Raw genomic sequence first — 17,733 nt, 5'->3', positions numbered from 1 at the left:
CCACAACACCTGTGCCGGGTCAGGTGGTTCAGCGCAATTCGGTGGTCATCGCGTCGGTGAACGCGCGCGGGGTCAGCGGTTCGTCGTCCACGACGTGGTAGGTCCCCGGCTCTGCCTTCAGCGCAGCGACGACGGCGGATCCGGCGTCGGCGATGTGGATCACCGAAAGGTAGGCCTCCGGCGGGCCGAGCTGGACGGCGATGTGCCGACGGGCGAGCGCCAGCATCTGCTCGCTGTGCCGTGCACCGGGGCCGTAGAAGAAGCCGAACCGCAGCACGACACCTTCGCGGGCGTTGGCTTCGGCTGAGTAGTTGTCCTGGGCGTTGGGGTAGTGCTCGACCGGTGCGTCCTCGTCGATCCACTGTGCGCCGTGACTTTCGTACAGCAGCCGACCGCGCCGGTGCCACCTGTCACGAACACCCGCATGTCCCAACCGTAAGCCGGTGTCAGCGCGGTGCCAGTGCGAGTGCCACCGGGCGTCAGGGGCCCGACCAGGCTGGCGCCGTCACCGAGAAAGGGGGACCACATGCCCACCAGCACCGCCATTCCAGCGATCAGCATCAGCGGGTTGCGCAAAGCGTACGGCGACCACATCGTGCTCGACGGCGTTGACCTGCGGGTCGCACCCGGCACGATCGGCGCGGGCAAGACCACCCCTGTCCGGATCCTGTCCACCCTGCTCACGCCGGATGGCGGTGAGGTGCGGGTGGCCGGCCACGACGCGGTGCGCGAGCCGGACGAGGTGCGTGCCGCAATCGGCGTGACCGGACAGTTCTCGGCCGTCCGCGATTTGCTCACCGGCGCGGAGAACCTGCGGCTGATGGCCGATCTGCAGCATCTCGACCGGCCGGAAGGACGCGCGAGAGTGGCCGGGCTGCTGGCCCGGTTCGACGTTCATCACGACGCAGTACCTGGACGAGGCCGACCAGCTCGCCAACCGGATCGCCGTGCTCGAACACGGCAGGCTCGTCGCCGAAGGCACCGCGGACGAGCTCAAGCGGCTCGTCCCCGGCGGGCACGTGCAGCTGCGGTTCGCCGACATCGCCGCGCTGAACGCGGGTGCCCGGCTGTTCGACGACGTCGTCCGCGACGACGACGCGCTCACCCTGCAGGTGCCCAGTGACGGTGGTGTCCAGTCGGCGCGGAAGCTGCTCGACCGGCTCGACTCGGTGGCCGTGCAGGTCGGCGAGCTGTCCGTGCACTTGCCCGACCTCGACGACGTCTTCCTCGCCCTCACCGAACGGAGCACCGGCCGATGAGCACGATTTCCCATGCGGCAGGCGATTCCGCCACGATGCTGCGCCGCAACCTCAAGCACCTCGTGCGCTACCCGTCGATGACGCTGGTGCTGATCGGGATGCCGGTGATCTTCCTGCTGATGGCGATCGCCGGTTCGGTGCAGGGCACCGCGGTGTCCGTGGCGATGGACATGACCAACGGCATCGTCGCCCGTTTCGCCACGATGGCGATCAGCCGGGGTGCGCTGCTCACCGGGCACGTGCTGAGCAGCGTCATCCAGTCGATGCTGAGCGTCGCGGTGACGCTCGGGACGGCGGATCGGGTTCCGCTCCTCGGCCGGCGTGGGGCAGTGGCTGGGCACACTGGGTGTGCTCGTGGCACTGGCGTTCGCACTGACCTGGCTGACAGTCGCGCTCGGCATGGTGACCAAGAGCGTGGCGGGTGCGAGCAACCTCCCGATGCCGCTGATCCTGTTGCCGTTCCTCGGCAGTGGTTTCGTGCCGGCCGGCTCGATGCCGGTGGGACTGCGGTGGTTTGCCGAGTACCAGCCGTTCACCCCGGTGATGGAGACGGTGCGGGCTCTGCCGCGGAGTACGCCGGTGGGGTCGAACCTGGTGCTGGCACTGGGTTGGTGCGTGCTGATCAGCCTGGCCGGGTACCTGTGGGCACGGCGGCTGTTCGAGCGGAAGCTGGTTCGCTGAGCACATCGCGGGCGAGCGTGAACGGGTCCGGGTCGCCGGCGGGTGGTGTCGCACCGGCGGCCCGGACTGCGGTTTCCGCGGCAGCCTCGTCGGGGAAACCGTGGTCCGGTCCGCCACGCAGACCGGTGGCGGTCCGGAGCAGGAGCGCGGCGTCGGCGGCGCGGCCGAGGCGGAGTGCGTGGTCCGCGACACCGACCAGGATCTGGGACAGGTAGACCGCGTCGCGCACCTCGACCGTCAGTTCCAGCGCCAGCAGGCGCCGGGCACGGGCGGCGGCCAGATCGCCGGCACCGGCGTCGAGGTAGGCGTGCGAATGTTCCAGCATCGCGCGGAACACCGGGTGCATCTCGGTGTGGCTGAGGAGTGCTTCGGCCTGGTCCAGGTTCAGCCTCGCGGCCGCGGGATCGCCTCGCCAGCGGGCCAGATCCCCCTTCGTGTGTGCCAGCCCGGCCAATGCGTCGGGAAAGGTGACGGTGGTCGATTCGCGTTCGGCGGCGGCGAGTGCGGCTGCGACGCCTGCCTCGTCGCCAAGCTGCAGCAACAGTTGCGCTTGTCTGCCGCGGGACCAGATGGCGTCCTCCACCGAGCCCAGTTCGGTCACGATGTCGACCGCTTCCCCGTAGCGCGCCGCGGCTTCGGCCAGCTGCCCGCGGCGGGCGACGAGCTCGGCCAGACCGCTCAGCGCCAGTGAAGTACCCCAGCGTTCACCGACGACCCGGAACAACCGGAGCGACTCGCGTGCGTCGTCCTCCGCCGCGCTCGCGTCGTGGCGGACGTTCACCTGCAGCCGCGAACGGTGCAGCAGCGCGTGCGCACGCAGCCACGGATCCGGGTCGGCGACCAGATCGTCCAATGAGGACATCAGGGGTGCGGGACCGTCGCGGCCGCTGCGCAGCAGCTCGCGCAGCGGGGTCATGAACCGCAGGATCGGGTGGTGGCGGGCGTGCGCTCCGGCCAGTTCCAGCGCGGCGCTCACCCAGCCTTCGGCGGTACGGTCGTCGGCGAGCCCGGTGGTGGCGAGCAACGCGTACATCGCGCACGCCGTGGCCCGCGACTCGTCGTCGACCTCACCGGGCACTTCCAGCGCTGCGGTGATCAGCTCCAAGCCCTCGACCTTGTGCCCGGTCAGCATCCAGAACCACGCGCAACCGACCACCAGCCGCACGGCCATGGCCGCGTCACCCGCGGCGAGCGCACCCCGGATCGCGGCGATCAGGTTGCCGTGTTCGGCGTGCAGGCGGGGGAGCCAGTCGAGCTGTTCGGCGCGGCGCAGATGGCCGTCGGCACATTCGGCCAGCCGGGCGAACCACTCGGCGTGCGCCTGGCGGATCAGTTCCTGTTCACCCGCCTCGGCCAGCCGTTCCCCGCCGTAGGCCTTGATCGTCTCCAGCATCCCGTAACGCGGTTCGAGATCGCCGGACACGGTCAGCAGCGATTTGTCGACCAGCGCACCGAGCAGCTCGGTGCTGCCCCCGCAGACCGCCTCCACGGCCTCGGCCGTCGCACCTGCGGAGAACACCGCGAGCCGGCGCAGCAGCCGTCGTTCGTCCGGGTCCAGCAGGTCCCAGCTCCAGTCGACCACCGCACGCAACGTCCGGTGCCGTGCCAGTGCGGTCCGGCTGCCGGTGGTGAGCAGCCGGAACCGGTCGTCGAGCCGGATGGCCAGCTGTGCCAGGGTCAGCGAACGCAGCCGCGCGGTGGCCAGCTCCACGGCCAGCGGCATGCCGTCGAGCGCCCGGCAGACCCGGATCACGCTATCCACAGTGGACTCGTCAACGGCGAAGCCCGGTCGTACCGCGGCGGCCCGGTCGGCGAACAGCCGCACCGAGGCACACGTCATCGCCTCGGCCGCGCTCGCTCCCTCGGCAGGCAGGGTCAGCGGTTCGACCGGCCACAGCGCCTCGCCGGTCACCGCCAGCGCTTCCCGGCTGGTGGCCAGGATCCGCAGCCGGGGGCATTCGCCGAGCAGCTGTTCGGCCAGCGCCGCGGCGGCGTCGAGCACGTGCTCGCAGTTGTCCAGCAGCAGCACGGCTTCCCGGTCGCGCAACGCCGACACCACCCGTTCCCGCTGTGCAGTGCGGGAGTGCAGGCCGACGTGTACTTGCTCGCGCAGGTCCAGTGTGCTGAGCACGGCCAGCGCCACGTCCGCGCCCGCGGTGAGCGGGGCCAGCTCCACGAACCACACGTCGCCGCTCGTCTCGCCGAGCAGGCGGTGCCCGGTCTCGGCGGCGAGCCGGGTCTTCCCGGCGCCGCCGGGACCGATGAGCGTGGTGAGCCGGTACTCGCCGACGAGCTTGGTCACCTGGGCGAGGTCCGCATCCCGGCCGACGAAACTGGTGAGCCCGGACCGCAGATTCGTACGCGGCTCGAGCGGGATGGCCACGCTGGTGTCCCGCAGCAGTGCAGTGTGCACTGTGGACAGTTCGGCGGACGGGTCGGTGCCCAGCTCGTCGGCGAGTGCTTGCCGCAGCCGCGCGAACACCTGCAACGCCTCGGCCGGCCGTCCGGCGGCTTGCAGGGCACGCATCAACGCCGCGGCCAGCCGTTCGCGCAGTGGGTGCTCGGCCAGCAGCCCGGCCAGCTCGGTGCTGAGGTTCGCGCCGCGGCCAAGGCGAAGCGCGGCTTCGGCGTGTTCCTCGGCTGCGCTCAGCCGGAGTTCGGTGAGCCGCGCGATCGGGGCTTGGAAGAACTCGGTGTCCGCGACGTCGCCGAGCGCCGGTCCGCGCCACAGGTCCAGCGCCTCGCGCAGCAACCGGACCCGGGTGTCGTCGTCGCCCGCGGTCCGGGCCGCGCGCACGAGCTCCTCGAACCGAGCGACATCCACGGTGACTTCCGGCAGCCGGTATCCGGACGGGGTGGAGTCGAGCGTCGCGCCCGCTCGCCGCAGCCGGGAGACCAGCGCCTGCAAGGCGTTGGCGGTGGCCGGTGGATGCGCTCCCCACACCGCGTCCACCAGCCGTCCGGACGTGACGACCTGTCCGGGTGCGAGGGCGAGCGCGCTGAGCAACGTCCGTACCCGGGCTCCGGGCACGTCCACCTCGGCGCCCGCGTCGGTCCGCACTTCGAGAGGTCCCAGCAAGCCGATCCGCACCGTTCGATTCTGGCGCGTCCACCGCGGCGCTGCCTCGGGGATCACCCGGATTCTCGGCGGCGGAATTTAATTGGTGTCGACTCCAAAAATGGAGTGTGCTTCAATCAACGGCATGGGACTGCGGGAGCGGAAGAAGCGCGAGACCGTGCAGCGGATTGCCGAGACCGCGCTCGGGCTGTTCGTCGAACGTGGCTTCGACGCGGTGACGATCGCCGAGGTGGCCGCGGCCGCGGACGTGTCGGTGAACACCGTCTACAACCACTTCCGCGTGAAGGAAGACCTCGTGCTGCCGCCGGACGAGGCGTCGGCCGACCGGCTCGCCGGGATCGTGCGGGCGCGGGAGCCGGGGGTTTCCGCGGCCGACGCGGTGCTGGCGCACCTGCGCGGGGAGATCCGGCGCCGTGCGCGGACCGTGGGGCTCAGCCCCGGGTTCGGCCGGGTGCTGCCGATGATGCTGGCCGCACCCACGCTCGCCGCGCGGTTGCGGGACCTCGGTGCGCAGATGGTCGCCGAACTGGCCACGCTGCTGGCCGGTGAAGCAGGCGCCGGCCAGGAGGATCCGGTCCCGGGGCTGGTCGCCGCCCAGATCGGCTGGGTGCACAGCCTGGTGTTCGGCGAGATCGGCAAGCGCACTGTCGCGGGGGAATCGCCGGAGGACATCGCGAAGGCGGCCGAAGACCTGCTCGACGCGGTGGAAGGCCTCCTCGGCGAGCGAGTGCGCACATACGCGACTCGGAAGGAGAGCTGACATGGACGCGTTCCGCGTGATCATCCGCGGCAAGTTCGACAACCTCGACGACACCGGCCGTGCCGAGCTGGCGGCGAAGGGCGGCGACCTGATGTTCAGCGAGGAAGGCACCTTCACCTACGACGTGAACGCCACCGCGTTCACGTTCCGCTGCCAGGTGCCGGCCGACCCGGACGACGACGAAAAGACCGCGAAGGTCCGTGCGACCGAGGCGTTGCGCGCGCACGGCTTGCCGTACCGGGACCTGAACTACGCGGTCACGGACCTGCGCGCGGTCCGGATTCGGCGTAAGAAGCGATAGCCGGAAGTCGCGTCGTTCCCGGGCTTCGGCGCGCTTCGTACCTACAGTGGCCGGGTGACCACGCCTGCAGAGCACCAGCGCGACCACGCCGCGGCGCGCGTGTCCGCGCTACAGCGTCAGCTGCGTGCGGGCTTGGCCCAGCTGCCCGAACCCGCGGCTCCCGAACGCACCCAGGCCATCGACGTGCTGGTCGCGCAGGCGGAACTCCTGCTGCGCACGGAACGCGAGGCCGAAGAAGCCAAAGAGCAGGTGCGCCTGGCCCGGCTGGAGGCCAAGCGCGGGACAGTGCAGCGGACGGTGCTTTACCTCGCCGTCGCACCGGTCGCGGTGGGCATGGTGAGCGGTGCGCTGATGCTGTTCGGCGCGCTCGGTGTGGTGTGGGTGCTGCTCGCGTTGCCGTTGCTCGGGGCGGGTCTGCGGATCGCGTTCGGCCCGCTCGGCTCGACTCCGACGATGGTGAGCCGCCGGCTCCGCGGCGCCTACGCCGGTGCGCTGGCCGCAGTGTTCACCGCGGCCGCGCTGATCGTGCCCGGGGGGACGGCCGAAACCGTGCTGGTGATCCTCGCGGCCATCACGACCGCGGCCACGGCGGCGTTCCTGGTGCAGGAGGTCCGGTGACCTACTCCGAGTACTACCCGCACACCGACTACTACGCGGACGAGGACGATCGGGAGGCCGAACAGGACCCGGAGCTGCTCGCGCTGTCCGACACCGTCGGCGGGATGCAGGAGACCTTCGACGACCTCGAGTCCCGCACCGCCCGCGACCTGACCGAACTGCGCGAGACCGTCGAGACCTTCTCCGAGACGCACGCCCGGCACGAGTCGCGGCTGGACCACACCGCACGGCAGCTCGAACGCCTTCGCCAGCGGTTGCTGGTGCTGGAACGCGCGGTGCGGGTGTCGGAAAAGGTGCCCGTGGTCGACCTCGACGACGTCGGTCCCGCACTGCGAAAGCTCGCCGCGGAAGCCGAGCGGCGGCACGGGCTCACTGCGCAGCTGCTGACGCCGAGCCAGCGACGACCGTACGAGGAGGACCTGGCCCGGCTGCCGCAGGCGCAGGAGGCGTTGACCCGCAGTGAAGAAGCGGTGCTCGCCGTGCTCGAAGTGCTGGCAGGCACGGAACGGGGCGGCCCCGGCCGTGCCGAGGCGGAGGAGCGGCTGCCCGAGGTGATGGCCGGCCGGCGTGGCGTGCTGGACCGCCAGCTGCCTGCCGCGGTGCAGGATGCCGAAGCGGCACAACAGGTTCTGGCCGCGGACGAGGTCACGCGAACCCGGGTGCTGCCACAGATCGAGCAGGCCGAACGCGACTGGGAAGAGTTGCACGCACGGCTGCGGGAACGGATCACCGACGCGATCGGGTCCAGTGCGCTGCTGCCGGTGTGGTTCACGCATGCGTTCGGCGTGGCCCCGCCCTCCGGCGCATCGGGGGACCGCTGGATCGCCGCCGCGACGTCGGCGCTGGCCTACCGGATCACCCACGGCGTGACCGACCAGGCGCTCCCGCTGGGCGGGCCGCCGGCCGCCGACACCGACTGGAACGAGCCGAAATGGGCATGGCGAGCCCGGATCGAGCAGGACATCGAGGAACTGGACGTCGGCGGCGAGTGACGACCGCCGACGGCGACGCGAGCCGTCGGACGTAGTGCGGTGGCCGGAGGTGCACGGCGGGTCGGGTGTGGTGCGGTGGCCGGAGGTGGCTCGGTCGCCGGATCCTCCTCGGTTCTAACGCGGTTCGGCCGGATCCTCGTCCGAGGCGGGGCTCAGTTCCCGCTGCAGCCAGGCGACATCCCGCCACGCGCCGTGCTTCCAGCCGATCCGGCGGTAGGTGCCGACAGGTTCGAAGCCGAGTGCGCGGTGCAGGCCGGCGCTCGGTTCGTTGGGCAGCGTCATTCCCGCCACGGCGGTGCGGAATCCGCGCTCGGCCAGCCGGGCGAACAACGCCTCGTACAGTGCCCGGCCACCTCCGGTGCGCCGACGTCCGAGTTCCAGGTACACGCTGACCTCGCACGACCAGCGGTAGGCGGCGCGTTCCTTGAACGGGACACCGTAGGCGTATCCGACGATCTGTTCGTCTGCCTCGAGTACCAGCCACGCGTGGGACTTGACGGCCTTCGCGATCCTCGCCGTCATCTCGGCCGCGGTGGGCGGCTCCGTCTCGAACGTGATGGTGGTGTCCCGGACGTACGGCGCGTAGATCGCCGCGCACGCCGCGCCGTCCCGATCCTCGGCAGGTCGAATCAACATGGTCACTATGGTAGACAGGATCCGCTGCTATAGTCGACGGCTGTGACCGATGCCCTCACCGTCTCACTCGCCACCGCACTGCGCGCGGCTCGCGAGGCTCGCGAATTCTCCGCCGGCGCGCTCGCCGAACGCGCCGGTGTCTCACGCGCGATGATCGGCAAGATCGAACGGGGCGAGGCACAGCCGACGGCCGTGTTGCTGAGCAGGCTGGCCACCGCGCTCGGGCTGACGTTGTCCGAGCTGGTGGCTCGCGCGGAGGGCGACGACCGGCGTCTCGCCCGCCGCGCGGACCAGCCGACCTGGCAGGACCCGGTGACCGGCTACCTGCGTCGTGCGGTCTCCCCGCCGGGCCACGGGGCGACCGAACTCGTCGAGGTCGACCTCCCGTCAGGAGCGAAGGCCGGTTTCCCCGCCGGTTCCTACGCGTTCGCCGACCACCAGATCTGGGTGCTGTCCGGCAGGCTCCGGTTCCACGAGGGCACCGTTGCCGAGGACGGCGTGGCCAAGGGGAGCGTGTCCACCGGCGGCGTGACACATGACCTCGCCGCGGGTGACTGCCTGCAGCTGGGCCGTCCGGTGGACTGCGCCTACGAGAACCCGGGACCGGAACCGTGCCGGTATCTGGTAGTGCTCACGAAACGGTGAAGGTCAGATCAGCTCCGGAAGCACCTTGCTGGTGTACAGCTCGACCCCGGAACGGTCGAAGGCCGATTCGACGAAGTACGCGATCGCGTAAGTCATGCCGAGCCCTTCCAGTTCCTTCAGCCGCTCCACGATCTGCTCCGGCGTGCCGACCAGCGGGCCGGTCGAGTAGTTCTGGTAGGTCGACTCCAGCACGTCCGCGGGCAGGTGCGGCTCGTGGTGTGCGCGGATCCAGGCGAGCCGGTCCTGCACGTCCTTCTCGGTTTCGCCGATCACCACGTTGTAGTTCGCGGAGCGGACGATCTTGCCGAAGTCCGTGCCGACGTCCTTGCAGTGTGCCTCGAGCACCTCGGACTTGTGCTTGAACTCGTCGGGCTTGCCCGCGAAGTTGGTGTAGGACGCGTACTTCGCCGCCGTGCGCAGCGTCTTCTTCTCGCCGCCGCCGGCGATCCACAGTGGAATGCCGCCCTCCTGCAGCGGAAGCGGCCGCGAGATCGCGCCGTCGACCTGGTAGTGCTTGCCTTCGAAGGTGGCCTTGCCCTCGGTCCACAGCTGCCGCATGATCTGCACGCCCTCGTCGAGCTGGCCGAGCCGGTCGCCCGCGCTCGGGAAGCCGTAGCCGTAGGCCCGCCACTCGTGCTCGTACCAGCCACCGCCGATGCCCATCTCGACCCGGCCGCCGGAGAGCACGTCGATGGTTGCGGCGACCTTCGCGAGGTATGCCGGGTTGCGGTAGCCCATACAGGTGCACATCTGGCCGAGCCGGACGCGTTCGGTCGCCGCGCCGTAGGCCGCCATCAGGCTCCACGCCTCGTGGGTCGCCTCGTCGCTGGGTACCGGCACGGTGTGGAAGTGGTCGTAGACCCAGATCGATTCGTAGTGGCCCGCGTCGGCGTAACGGGCGAGGTCGAGCATGGTCGTCCAGTGCTGTGCGGGGTCGATGCCGACGAGATCGTGGCGCCAGCCCTGGGGAACGAAGAGTCCGAATCGCATAGCCCCGACCGTATGCCTGGAGCTGCTCCAGGCGCGCGCTGATTTCTCACAGTTGCGGCAGGCGTTGCGCCACGTTCAGCAGCGCGGCGAACGGATCGCCGGTCTCGGCGACCCGGTCCAGCACGGTGCGCACGGTCCACCGGTCCGGCGTGAGGTCCGGATCGTCGAGTTCGTCCCACGCCAGCGGCACCGACACCGGTGCGCCCGGTCGCGGCCGCACGCTGTAGGGCGCCACGAGGGTCTTGTTCAGCACGTTCTGCGTGTAGTCGAGCCGGGCGCGGCCGCCCCGGCGATCCTTGTGCCAGGCCCAGCTCACCAGGTCCGGCAGGGTGCGCCCGATGGTCTTGGACACGGTCTCGGTCCACGCGCGCGTCTCGGCGTAGGTGTAGCGCGGTTCCACCGGCACCCACACCTGGATACCGCGCTGGCCGGTGACTTTCGGCAGCCCGGCGAGCCCGAGGTGCTCCAGCGCGGTGCGGTGCAGCCGGGCGAGCGTGAGCACGTCGTCGAACGACGTCTCCGGCCCGGGGTCGATGTCGAACAGCGCCCACGTCGGATGCTCGACGTCGGAGGTGCGCGAGGTCCAGGCGTGCAGCTCCAACGCGCCGAAGTTGGCCAGCCACGCCAGATCCGCGACCCCGGACGGCACGAGGTACTGCTGCACGTCGTCCGGTTCGGCCGCGGCGTAGTGCCAGCGGTGCAGCCATTTCGGCGCGTGGCCGGGGACTTCCTTGTGCCAGAAGCCGGGTTTGCCGATCCCGCCGGGGAACCGGTGCGTGTTGAGCGCGCGGCCGGCGAGGTAGGGCAGCATCGTCGGCGCGATCCGGGTGTAGTACTCGATGAGTTCGCGTTTGGTGATCGGATCCTCGTCCGCACGGCCGGGGATCAGCACCTTGTTCAGGTTGGTGAGCTTCAGCTGCCTGCCCGCGACCTGCCAGGTACCGCTCGCGCCCAGCTCTCGCAGCGCGGTCAGCTCCTTTTCGGACGCCGGTGCCGGCACGGTCTTCAGTGGTACCTCGGCCTCGGCCGCGGGCAGGTCACTGCGCCACCGTGCCGGCGGGGCGGCGGCGACCTCGTCGTTGGTGAGCCCGCTCTTGACCGATTTCAGGTGCTCCTCGGCGTCCCAGCCGGCGGTGGCGTGCTCGTCCTGTTTGTGCAGCAGCAGCCACTGCTTGCCGTCGCCGTCGCGGCTCGGGTGGATCAGCACGAAACGGCCTGCCAGCTTTTCGCCGAACAGGTCGAAGTGCAGGTTCCCGTCCGCCAGCGCCTGTTCCGGGTCGTCGGTGTCCACCGGTGCCCAGCTGCCGCGGTCCCACACGATCACGTCGCCGCCGCCGTACTCGCCCCGCGGGATCACGCCTTCGAAGTCGGCGTATTCGAGCGGGTGGTCCTCGACGTGTACAGCCATCCGCCGCGCCTTCGGGTCCAGCGTCGGCCCCTTCGGCACGGCCCAGCTGACCAGCACGCCGTTCAGTTCGAGGCGCAGGTCGTAGTGCCGCCGCCGGGCGCGGTGGCGGTGCACCACGAACCGGTTGCCGGTACCGCCCGCGGAGTCCGCACCGGAGGGTTCGGCGGTCTTGTCGAAGTTGCGCATGGCGCGGTACTTCGCGAGCCGCTCCGCCGCACTGTCCATCGGGCCAGTTTAGGGGTCAACCGGCGGTTCCTGCCGTGTTATAAAGGCCTTGACCTGCGCAAAGTGTTCCTGGGGGTAACAGCGAGATGGCCCATCTGCTGCACATCGACTCGAGTATCAGCGGCGATCGGTCGGTCACTCGCAAGCTCACCGCCCGCGCCGCCGCGGTCTGGCGGGCGGCGCACCCCGGCGGCACGGTGACCTACCGCGATCTCGGGGCGAACCCGTTGCCCCATCTGAACAGCGAGACCGGCCTCGCCCGCTTCATCCCACCTGCCGAGCGCACGCCGGTGCAGGCGGAATCGGCCCGGCTGACCGAGGAGGTGATCGCGGAGGTCCGCGCCGCGGACACCGTGCTGCTCGGTCAGCCGCTGTACAACTACGGCGCCCCGAGCGCGGTCAAATCGTGGATCGACCACCTGGTCGCCCCCGGTCGCAGCATGGACCCGGAAACGCGGGAGGGGTTCCTCGGCGGCGGTGATTTCGTGGTGCTGTCCACCCGCGGCGGCAGATACCGCCTCGGCAGCCCACGGCACGGCTGGGACCACGCCCAGACCTGGCTGCCGCACGCACTCAGCTGGGTCGGTATCGAGGCGAGGTTCATCACCGCCGAGATGACCGCCGTCGAGTGGGTCCCGGAGATGGCCGAACTGCGCACCGCAGCAGCGGAAAGCCTCGCTGCCGCGGAACGCGAGATCGACGCACTCTGGACCCCTGCCACCGCGAACGCCTGATCCCGTTCGGCCGCGATGGGACCGTCCGGCCGTCGCGAGGTGGGTCGCGCTTGGCCGGTGCGCGTGCCGGTTCCGTTCGTCGCCGGCCGGTGCGCGTGCCGGTTCAGCAGGTCGTCGGCGGGTGTCGCCCGGCCGTTGCACGTGCCTGGCCGGGTTCGGCGTGCTGGTGTCGTTACACCAGGTCGCTGTGCCGGATCCGGTATACCTGCAGGCTCAGGTCGTAGTACTTCGTCGTTTCGCCGACCCACTGCATGCCGAGGCGTTTTGCGGTGGCGTTGGCGCGGGTGTTGGCCGGGCGGGCGACGGCGAACAGCTCGTCGGTGTCGTCCTGGGCGAAGGCCCATTCGATCAGCGCGCGGGCGGCTTCGGTGGCATAACCCTGGCCCCAGGCTTCCGGGTGCAGCTGCCAGCTCAGCTCCAGGTCCTCCTGGTACGGCGGCAGCAGCCGGATGCCCAGCCCGCCGACGACCGTGCCGTCGGACCGGCGCTCCACCGCCCACCGCCCGCGCGGCGGGATCAGGTTCGGCTGCGCTTCCTGCCACGCCTGCAGGACCGAACGCATCGCGGCCACGTCGGCGACCCGGTCCATCGCGGGCGTGAGCCAGTGGGTGACTTCGGACGAGCCGTAAATCGGATACGCGGCTTCGGCGTCGTCGTCCGACCACTCCCGGATCACGAGGCGGTCGGTGGTCAGCGGCATGCTCATGGCCGAACAATACGCCGGTCAGGGCCTCTTTCGGCAGTGATCCCCGCCGCAACCCACAGGTGGTCCTCTGTGGACGGACTCGGCCGCGGGGTCACCCGCCGGCGGCGACGGCGACCAGCGCTACCGCCAGCAGGAGGACGTACGCGATCGCGTGCACCCGGTCCGGGAGCCGGTCGGCGACCCTGCGGACCACGGCGATCGTCGGCAGGGAACCGGCCAGCAGGGCGGCCCCGGCAACCGGGTCGAGGTACCCGGCGGGGCCACTGCCTGCCGTGGCGTAGACCGCCGTGCCGATCACCGCGACCGGCACGCTGAGCGGGTTGGCCATCGCGGTGGCGTCGGCCATCGGGAGACCCCTGCGGCGCAGCAGCGGCACGGTCAGCACGCTCCCGCCGACCCCGAGGAAGCTCGCCACCGCGCCGATGCCGACGCCGCCTGCGGTGCTGGTGGCCGTCCCGAGTGGGCGTGGTTCCCCTTGGGCGCGAAGGAAACCACCGCGGATCAGGCTGTCGGCGATGGTCAGCCCCAGATAGCCGGCGAACAGCACGCGCAGCAGTCCGTCACCGACGTGGGCCGCGGCGATCGAACCCGCCAACGCGCCTGCCGCGATGAACGCGGCCAGCGGCCACAGGTACTCCCGCCGCAGCCGTCCGGCCCGCGCCTGTACGACGGTCGCGGTCCCGGCATTGACCACCATCACCGCGGTGGACGTGGCTATCGCGATGTGCATGGCGTCGCCGCTGCTGGTCACCGCCGCGACCACCGGCACCGTGACGAACCCGCCGCCGAAGCCGAACAGCACCGTGGTGACTCCGCTCAGGCAGCCGAAGCCGAACAGCACGAGGATCGAGGTGAACACGGCTCGACGGTAGGTCTCGGCGGGTACGGCACGCATTCGAAGATTGGCCACATTCTTTCGCGGATCCGACAGGTAGGCTCACCGGTGTGCGCAACGTTCCGCTCGACGACGTGGACGGCATTCCGCGGGCCGTGCTGGCGATCAGCACCGATTACCCGCCCGAGCACGTGCTCGCCAAGCATCGCCACCGGCGGGCGCAGTTCCTCTACGGCGCCACGGGTTCCATGCGAGTCGACACCGCGGACGGCACGTGGACCGTCCCCACGCGGCGCGCGGTGCTGATCCCGCCGGAGACCGACCACGGCGTCGTGATGACGAACGTGACCACGCGCAGCCTGTACCTGGAGCCGTCGGCGGTGCCGTGGTTCCCCCGGCGCTGCCGGGCGGTGGACGTCTCGCCGCTGCTGCGGGAACTGCTGCGCGAAGCCGTCGAGATGGCGCCCGAGTACCCGCGGCGCGGCCGGGATGCCACGCTGATTTCGTTACTGCTGCACGAGATCTCCCGGTGCGTACCGTTGCCGCTGGAACTGCCGTTGCCGCCGGACGAGCGGCTGCGCGCCCTGTGCCGGTCCTTTTCGGACGCTCCGGATGTGCACGACCCACCGTCCCGCTGGGCGCGGGAACTGCACCTGAGCGAACGAACGCTGCACCGCCTGTTCCGCGCGGAGACCGGCCTGACTTTCGCCCGCTGGCGCGAACGCGCGTGCGTACTGCATGCGCTGCCGCTGCTGACCGCAGGCCGCCCGGTGGCAGCCGTCGCCACCCACCTCGGCTACGACAGCCCGGCCGCGTTCAGCACCATGTTCACCCGGTTGCTGGGCTCGCCACCCAGCACCTACCACACTGCAGGCTGAGTACCGATCGGGCTGTTCCTGGCTCTGTGTCTTCGTTCTGCGGCTGCGCCGGCTTCGCCCCCGGCACCGGGCGCATCCGGGCCACTACGATCGGCGTTCATGAGCACACCAGGGGGTCTCCAAGGCGAGCAACCGGAACCGAGCCAGCCACCCCAGTCCCAGCCACCGGCGGGCTGGCACCAGCCACCCGCACCGGACCGGCCACCGCAACCAGGCCAGTCACCGCAGCCGGGTTACCCGGCGCAGTCCGGCCGGCCGGCTCCGGCGGGGTATCCGGCACCGCCCGGCGGCTCCGGGCCGACCGGGCAACCGGGCTATCCGGCGCAGTCTGGTTATCCGGCGCAGTCCGGCCGGCCGGCTCCGGCGGGGTATCCGGCACCGCCCGGCTACCCGCCTCCGGCCGGTCAACTCGGCCAGCCCGCTCAGTCCGGTTACGCACCGCAGCCCGGCCAGCCTGGTTACGCACCGCAGCCCGGCCAGCCCGGCCAGCCTGGCTACCTGCCTCCGGTCGGTCAGCCCGGCTACTCAGCCCAAGGCCAGCCCGGCTACCCACCGCAATCCGGCCAGCCGGGCTACCCACCCCAGGGCCGGCCCGGCCACCCCGGCCGGCCGCAAGCCGCTCCGGATGTCTCCGTGCGTGGTGGTGGGCCGCTCACGCTGGCTGGGGTCGGGGCGGTTCCGGCTGTGATCGGGATCGTGCTCCAGGTCGTGGCGTTGGTTGCGGTTTCCTGGATCACCTTCAGCACCGGTCGGCAGTCGGTCAGTCTGGGCTTCGTCGACGTCTTCCGGCAGCTGCCGTCGGACAGTTCCGGGCTTGCCGAGTTCTACGTGCAGGCTCTGGCGATTCTGGCGACCGTCCTGGCCGCCTGCGTCTCGCTCGTCTGGACGCTCGGGGCGTATCGCGGCGCGCGGTCCGCCCGGCTGCTCAGCGGGATCCGCAGCAGGGAGCTCACGCGGGCGAACTTCGGGCGGTACCGCTTCGGCATCGCTGCGCGCGCCGGGGTCATGCTGGTCGTCCACCTCGCCGGGATCATCGCGATGTACGGGAAGGACCTCTCCGCGATCGGTCCGGGGCCCTACCTGCTGCTCGGTGGTGGCGTGCTGATCGTCGTCGGTGCGGCGATCGGGCCACGGCCGGGGCCGGGGATGCACTGAACGGCACCGATCACGCGGACAAATGTCATCGGGTCCCGGTGCGGGGCGGCACTACCGGCCGCCTCGCCCCGGGCGCGCCCGTGACGGTCTGGAAAGGACGGTCATGGGCATCGATACCCCGAACCCGGTCCTGATCGGTAACCTCCCGGACGTGGACAACGGGCCGGGTGCCGATGCGCAACGCTGGGTGCTGGGCTGGCGCCGTCTCCTGCTGGACGTCGGTCTGCTGGTCTACCCGGCGGTGGTGCTCGCCCAGGTGGAATGGCGGCCGGTGGTGGTCGCTCTCCTGCTGGCGTTCTGCACCTGCTACCTGGCGGCCGCGCTCGCCGACTACCGGGAGCAGACCCGGCTGTTCTGGTGGCTGACCGGCGCGCTCGGACTGCTCTTCGCCGCCGCACTGCCGTTCACCCGCGCGGACGGGTTCTACCTGCTGATCGTGATCGTCTCGCTTGCCGTTCCCCGGTTGCCCCGCGGCGGCGTGCTCGTGCTCGCGGTCGCCGCGGCCGCCACGGTGCTCGTGCCGTGGGCGGTACCGCCCTGGCACAGCGGTCCCGGCTGGGCCCAGGCGGTCGCGCTCGTGTTCACCGTGCTGATGATCTCCGCGTTCGCCGAGGCGATCCGGGCGAATCGCGAGCTCGTGCGGGCCCGCGCCGAAGTGGTGCGCCTCGCCGCGGACGCGGAGCGCGCCCGCATCTCACGGGATCTGCACGACCTGCTCGGGCACTCGCTCACCGCGATCACGGTGAAGAGCAACCTCGCGCGCAGGCTCGTGGCGAAGGGTGCCGAACAGGCCGTCGGCGAGATCACCGAGGTCGAACAGCTTTCCCGGCAGGCGCTGGCGGACGTGCGGGCGGCGGTGTCCGGCTACCGCGACGTGACGCTCGCCGGCGAGCTGGCCCGTGGCCGGGAACTGCTGCGGGCCGCCGGGATCACCGCGGACCTGCCCACCTACGCCGACGGTGCGCACCAGGAACTGTTCGGCTGGGTGGTGCGCGAAGGCCTCACGAATGTGGTCCGGCACGCGCGGGCGAGCTCGTGCGCAGTCCGGCTCTCCGCGACCTCGATCGAGGTGCGCGACGACGGGGTGGGTGGTCCCGCGGACCCCGGCAGCGGGCTGTCCGGGCTGCGGGACCGGGTCGCCGAGGCCGGCGGCCGGATGGATGCCGGGCCGCTCAGCCCCCGCGGCTGGCGGCTCCGCGTCTCGGTGGAGGACCCGGCATGACGATCCGGCTGCTGCTCGCCGACGACCAGGTGCTGGTCCGCCAGGCCCTGCGCGCGCTGCTCGAACTCGAAGACGATTTCACCGTGGTCGCCGAGGTCGGCCGGGGCGACGAGGTGGTCGGCGCGGCCCGCGAGCACCACCCGGACGTCGCACTCCTCGACGTCGAAATGCCCGGTCTCGACGGGCTTGCCGCGGCCGCGCTGCTCGCCGAGCACGAGCCGGACACCCGGGTGGTGGTGCTGACCACGTTCGGCCGCGCCGGGTACCTGCGCCGGGCGATGGATGCGGGTGCGGTCGGGTTCGTGGTGAAGGACGCCCCGGCCGAAGCGCTGGCCGACGCGATCCGCCGGGTGCTGCGGGGGGAGCGCGTCGTGGACCCGGCGCTGGCCGTCGCCACCTTGGCCGCGGGGGAGTCCCCGCTCACCGCCCGCGAACGGGACGTGCTGATCGCGGCGCGTTCGGGAGCGTCCGTCGCGGACATCGCGGGCAGCCTCTACCTGTCCGAAGGGACAGTGCGCAACTACCTCTCCGCCGCGATCGCCAAGACCGGTACGCGCAACCGCATGGAAGCCATCCTGGCCGCCGATGAACGTGGCTGGCTGTAAGCAC

Annotated in this window: 17 protein-coding genes and 2 pseudogenes; 12 read left to right on the top strand and 7 right to left on the bottom strand. The window is 71.1% G+C overall.

Annotated features, from left to right (window positions below; all coding sequences use genetic code 11):
• Positions 1 to 28 precede the first annotated feature (28 nt).
• On the bottom strand, positions 29 to 433 hold the full coding sequence (locus ABD793_RS14715; RefSeq protein ID WP_344859960.1) for a Rossmann-fold NAD(P)-binding domain-containing protein: 405 nt from the start codon (positions 431 to 433) through the stop codon (positions 29 to 31).
• A 93-nt stretch (positions 434 to 526) separates the two neighbouring features.
• Between ABD793_RS14715 and ABD793_RS14710 the strand changes: the two are divergent.
• Together ABD793_RS14710 and ABD793_RS42685 are read left to right on the top strand one after the other, a co-directional pair.
• Positions 527 to 1,259 (top strand): annotated as a pseudogene (locus tag ABD793_RS14710) (ATP-binding cassette domain-containing protein).
• Positions 1,256 to 1,940 (top strand): annotated as a pseudogene (locus ABD793_RS42685) (ABC transporter permease). The pseudogenes ABD793_RS14710 and ABD793_RS42685 overlap by 4 nt, the downstream one beginning before the upstream one ends.
• Here the strand turns inward: ABD793_RS42685 and ABD793_RS14695 are convergent.
• Complete coding sequence (locus ABD793_RS14695; protein WP_344859954.1) at positions 1,882 to 5,031, bottom strand: AfsR/SARP family transcriptional regulator; 3,150 nt, start codon at positions 5,029 to 5,031, stop codon at positions 1,882 to 1,884. The pseudogene ABD793_RS42685 and the gene ABD793_RS14695 overlap by 59 nt on opposite strands.
• Positions 5,032 to 5,143: 112 nt before the next feature.
• Here ABD793_RS14695 and ABD793_RS14690 point away from each other — a divergent pair, with 112 nt between their 5' ends.
• The 4 genes from ABD793_RS14690 to ABD793_RS14675 are packed head-to-tail and all read left to right on the top strand — an operon-like array spanning position 5,144 to position 7,690.
• On the top strand, positions 5,144 to 5,779 hold the full coding sequence (locus ABD793_RS14690; protein ID WP_344859952.1) for a TetR/AcrR family transcriptional regulator: 636 nt from the start codon (positions 5,144 to 5,146) through the stop codon (positions 5,777 to 5,779).
• A 1-nt stretch (position 5,780) separates the two neighbouring features.
• Positions 5,781 to 6,080, top strand: coding sequence for a DUF6204 family protein (locus ABD793_RS14685; RefSeq protein WP_344859949.1), 300 nt, complete (start codon positions 5,781 to 5,783; stop codon positions 6,078 to 6,080).
• Between the two features lie 54 nt (positions 6,081 to 6,134).
• A complete protein-coding gene (locus tag ABD793_RS14680) occupies positions 6,135 to 6,698 on the top strand; it encodes a hypothetical protein (protein WP_344859946.1) in 564 nt (187 codons plus the stop codon).
• Entirely contained in the window at positions 6,695 to 7,690 is a 996-nt protein-coding gene (locus ABD793_RS14675) for a hypothetical protein (protein WP_344859944.1), read from the top strand. The genes ABD793_RS14680 and ABD793_RS14675 overlap by 4 nt, the downstream gene beginning before the upstream one ends.
• Before the next feature lie 114 nt (positions 7,691 to 7,804).
• Here the strand turns inward: ABD793_RS14675 and ABD793_RS14670 are convergent, their stop codons facing one another.
• Positions 7,805 to 8,326, bottom strand: a complete 522-nt coding sequence (locus ABD793_RS14670) for a GNAT family N-acetyltransferase (protein ID WP_344859941.1) — start codon at positions 8,324 to 8,326, stop codon at positions 7,805 to 7,807.
• 42 nt (positions 8,327 to 8,368) lie between these two features.
• Between ABD793_RS14670 and ABD793_RS14665 the strand changes: the two genes are divergently transcribed.
• Positions 8,369 to 8,971: a helix-turn-helix domain-containing protein gene (locus ABD793_RS14665; RefSeq protein ID WP_344859939.1), complete on the top strand. Its 603-nt coding sequence runs from the start codon at positions 8,369 to 8,371 to the stop codon at positions 8,969 to 8,971.
• 3 nt (positions 8,972 to 8,974) lie between these two features.
• Here ABD793_RS14665 and ABD793_RS14660 read toward each other — a convergent pair whose 3' ends face one another.
• On the bottom strand, positions 8,975 to 9,961 hold the full coding sequence (locus tag ABD793_RS14660; protein WP_344859937.1) for an LLM class F420-dependent oxidoreductase: 987 nt from the start codon (positions 9,959 to 9,961) through the stop codon (positions 8,975 to 8,977).
• 46 nt (positions 9,962 to 10,007) lie between these two features.
• Positions 10,008 to 11,594 (bottom strand): non-homologous end-joining DNA ligase, encoded by a 1,587-nt coding sequence (gene ligD, locus ABD793_RS14655; protein WP_344859935.1) that lies wholly within the window; start codon positions 11,592 to 11,594, stop codon positions 10,008 to 10,010.
• Between the two features lie 86 nt (positions 11,595 to 11,680).
• Between ligD and ABD793_RS14650 the strand changes: the two genes are divergently transcribed.
• Positions 11,681 to 12,328: an FMN-dependent NADH-azoreductase gene (locus ABD793_RS14650; protein ID WP_344859933.1), complete on the top strand. Its 648-nt coding sequence runs from the start codon at positions 11,681 to 11,683 to the stop codon at positions 12,326 to 12,328.
• 172 nt (positions 12,329 to 12,500) lie between these two features.
• Here the strand turns inward: ABD793_RS14650 and ABD793_RS14645 are convergent, their stop codons facing one another.
• Together ABD793_RS14645 and ABD793_RS14640 are read right to left on the bottom strand one after the other, a co-directional pair.
• Positions 12,501 to 13,034, bottom strand: coding sequence for a GNAT family N-acetyltransferase (locus ABD793_RS14645; protein WP_344859930.1), 534 nt, complete (start codon positions 13,032 to 13,034; stop codon positions 12,501 to 12,503).
• A 91-nt stretch (positions 13,035 to 13,125) separates the two neighbouring features.
• On the bottom strand, positions 13,126 to 13,893 hold the full coding sequence (locus ABD793_RS14640) for a sulfite exporter TauE/SafE family protein (protein WP_344859927.1): 768 nt from the start codon (positions 13,891 to 13,893) through the stop codon (positions 13,126 to 13,128).
• Between the two features lie 86 nt (positions 13,894 to 13,979).
• Between ABD793_RS14640 and ABD793_RS14635 the strand changes: the two genes are divergently transcribed.
• From ABD793_RS14635 to ABD793_RS14620, 4 genes are all read left to right on the top strand, one after another.
• Positions 13,980 to 14,747 carry an AraC family transcriptional regulator gene (locus ABD793_RS14635; protein WP_344859925.1) on the top strand — a complete coding sequence of 256 codons (768 nt, stop codon included), beginning with the start codon at positions 13,980 to 13,982 and terminating at the stop codon, positions 14,745 to 14,747.
• A gap of 684 nt (positions 14,748 to 15,431) precedes the next feature.
• Complete coding sequence (locus tag ABD793_RS14630) at positions 15,432 to 15,902, top strand: hypothetical protein (RefSeq protein WP_344859922.1); 471 nt, start codon at positions 15,432 to 15,434, stop codon at positions 15,900 to 15,902.
• Between the two features lie 103 nt (positions 15,903 to 16,005).
• Positions 16,006 to 17,124: a sensor histidine kinase gene (locus ABD793_RS14625; RefSeq protein WP_344859920.1), complete on the top strand. Its 1,119-nt coding sequence runs from the start codon at positions 16,006 to 16,008 to the stop codon at positions 17,122 to 17,124.
• Positions 17,121 to 17,729 (top strand): response regulator transcription factor, encoded by a 609-nt coding sequence (locus ABD793_RS14620; protein WP_344859918.1) that lies wholly within the window; start codon positions 17,121 to 17,123, stop codon positions 17,727 to 17,729. The genes ABD793_RS14625 and ABD793_RS14620 overlap by 4 nt, the downstream gene beginning before the upstream one ends.
• The last annotated feature ends 4 nt before the right edge of the window (positions 17,730 to 17,733 follow it).

Source organism: Amycolatopsis ultiminotia, assembly GCF_039536925.1.
In the GTDB taxonomy this organism is placed as follows: Bacteria; Actinomycetota; Actinomycetes; order Mycobacteriales; family Pseudonocardiaceae; genus Amycolatopsis; species Amycolatopsis ultiminotia.
The sequence above is the reverse complement of the archived record's forward strand: the minus strand, read 5'-3'. Positions and strand labels throughout refer to the sequence as shown.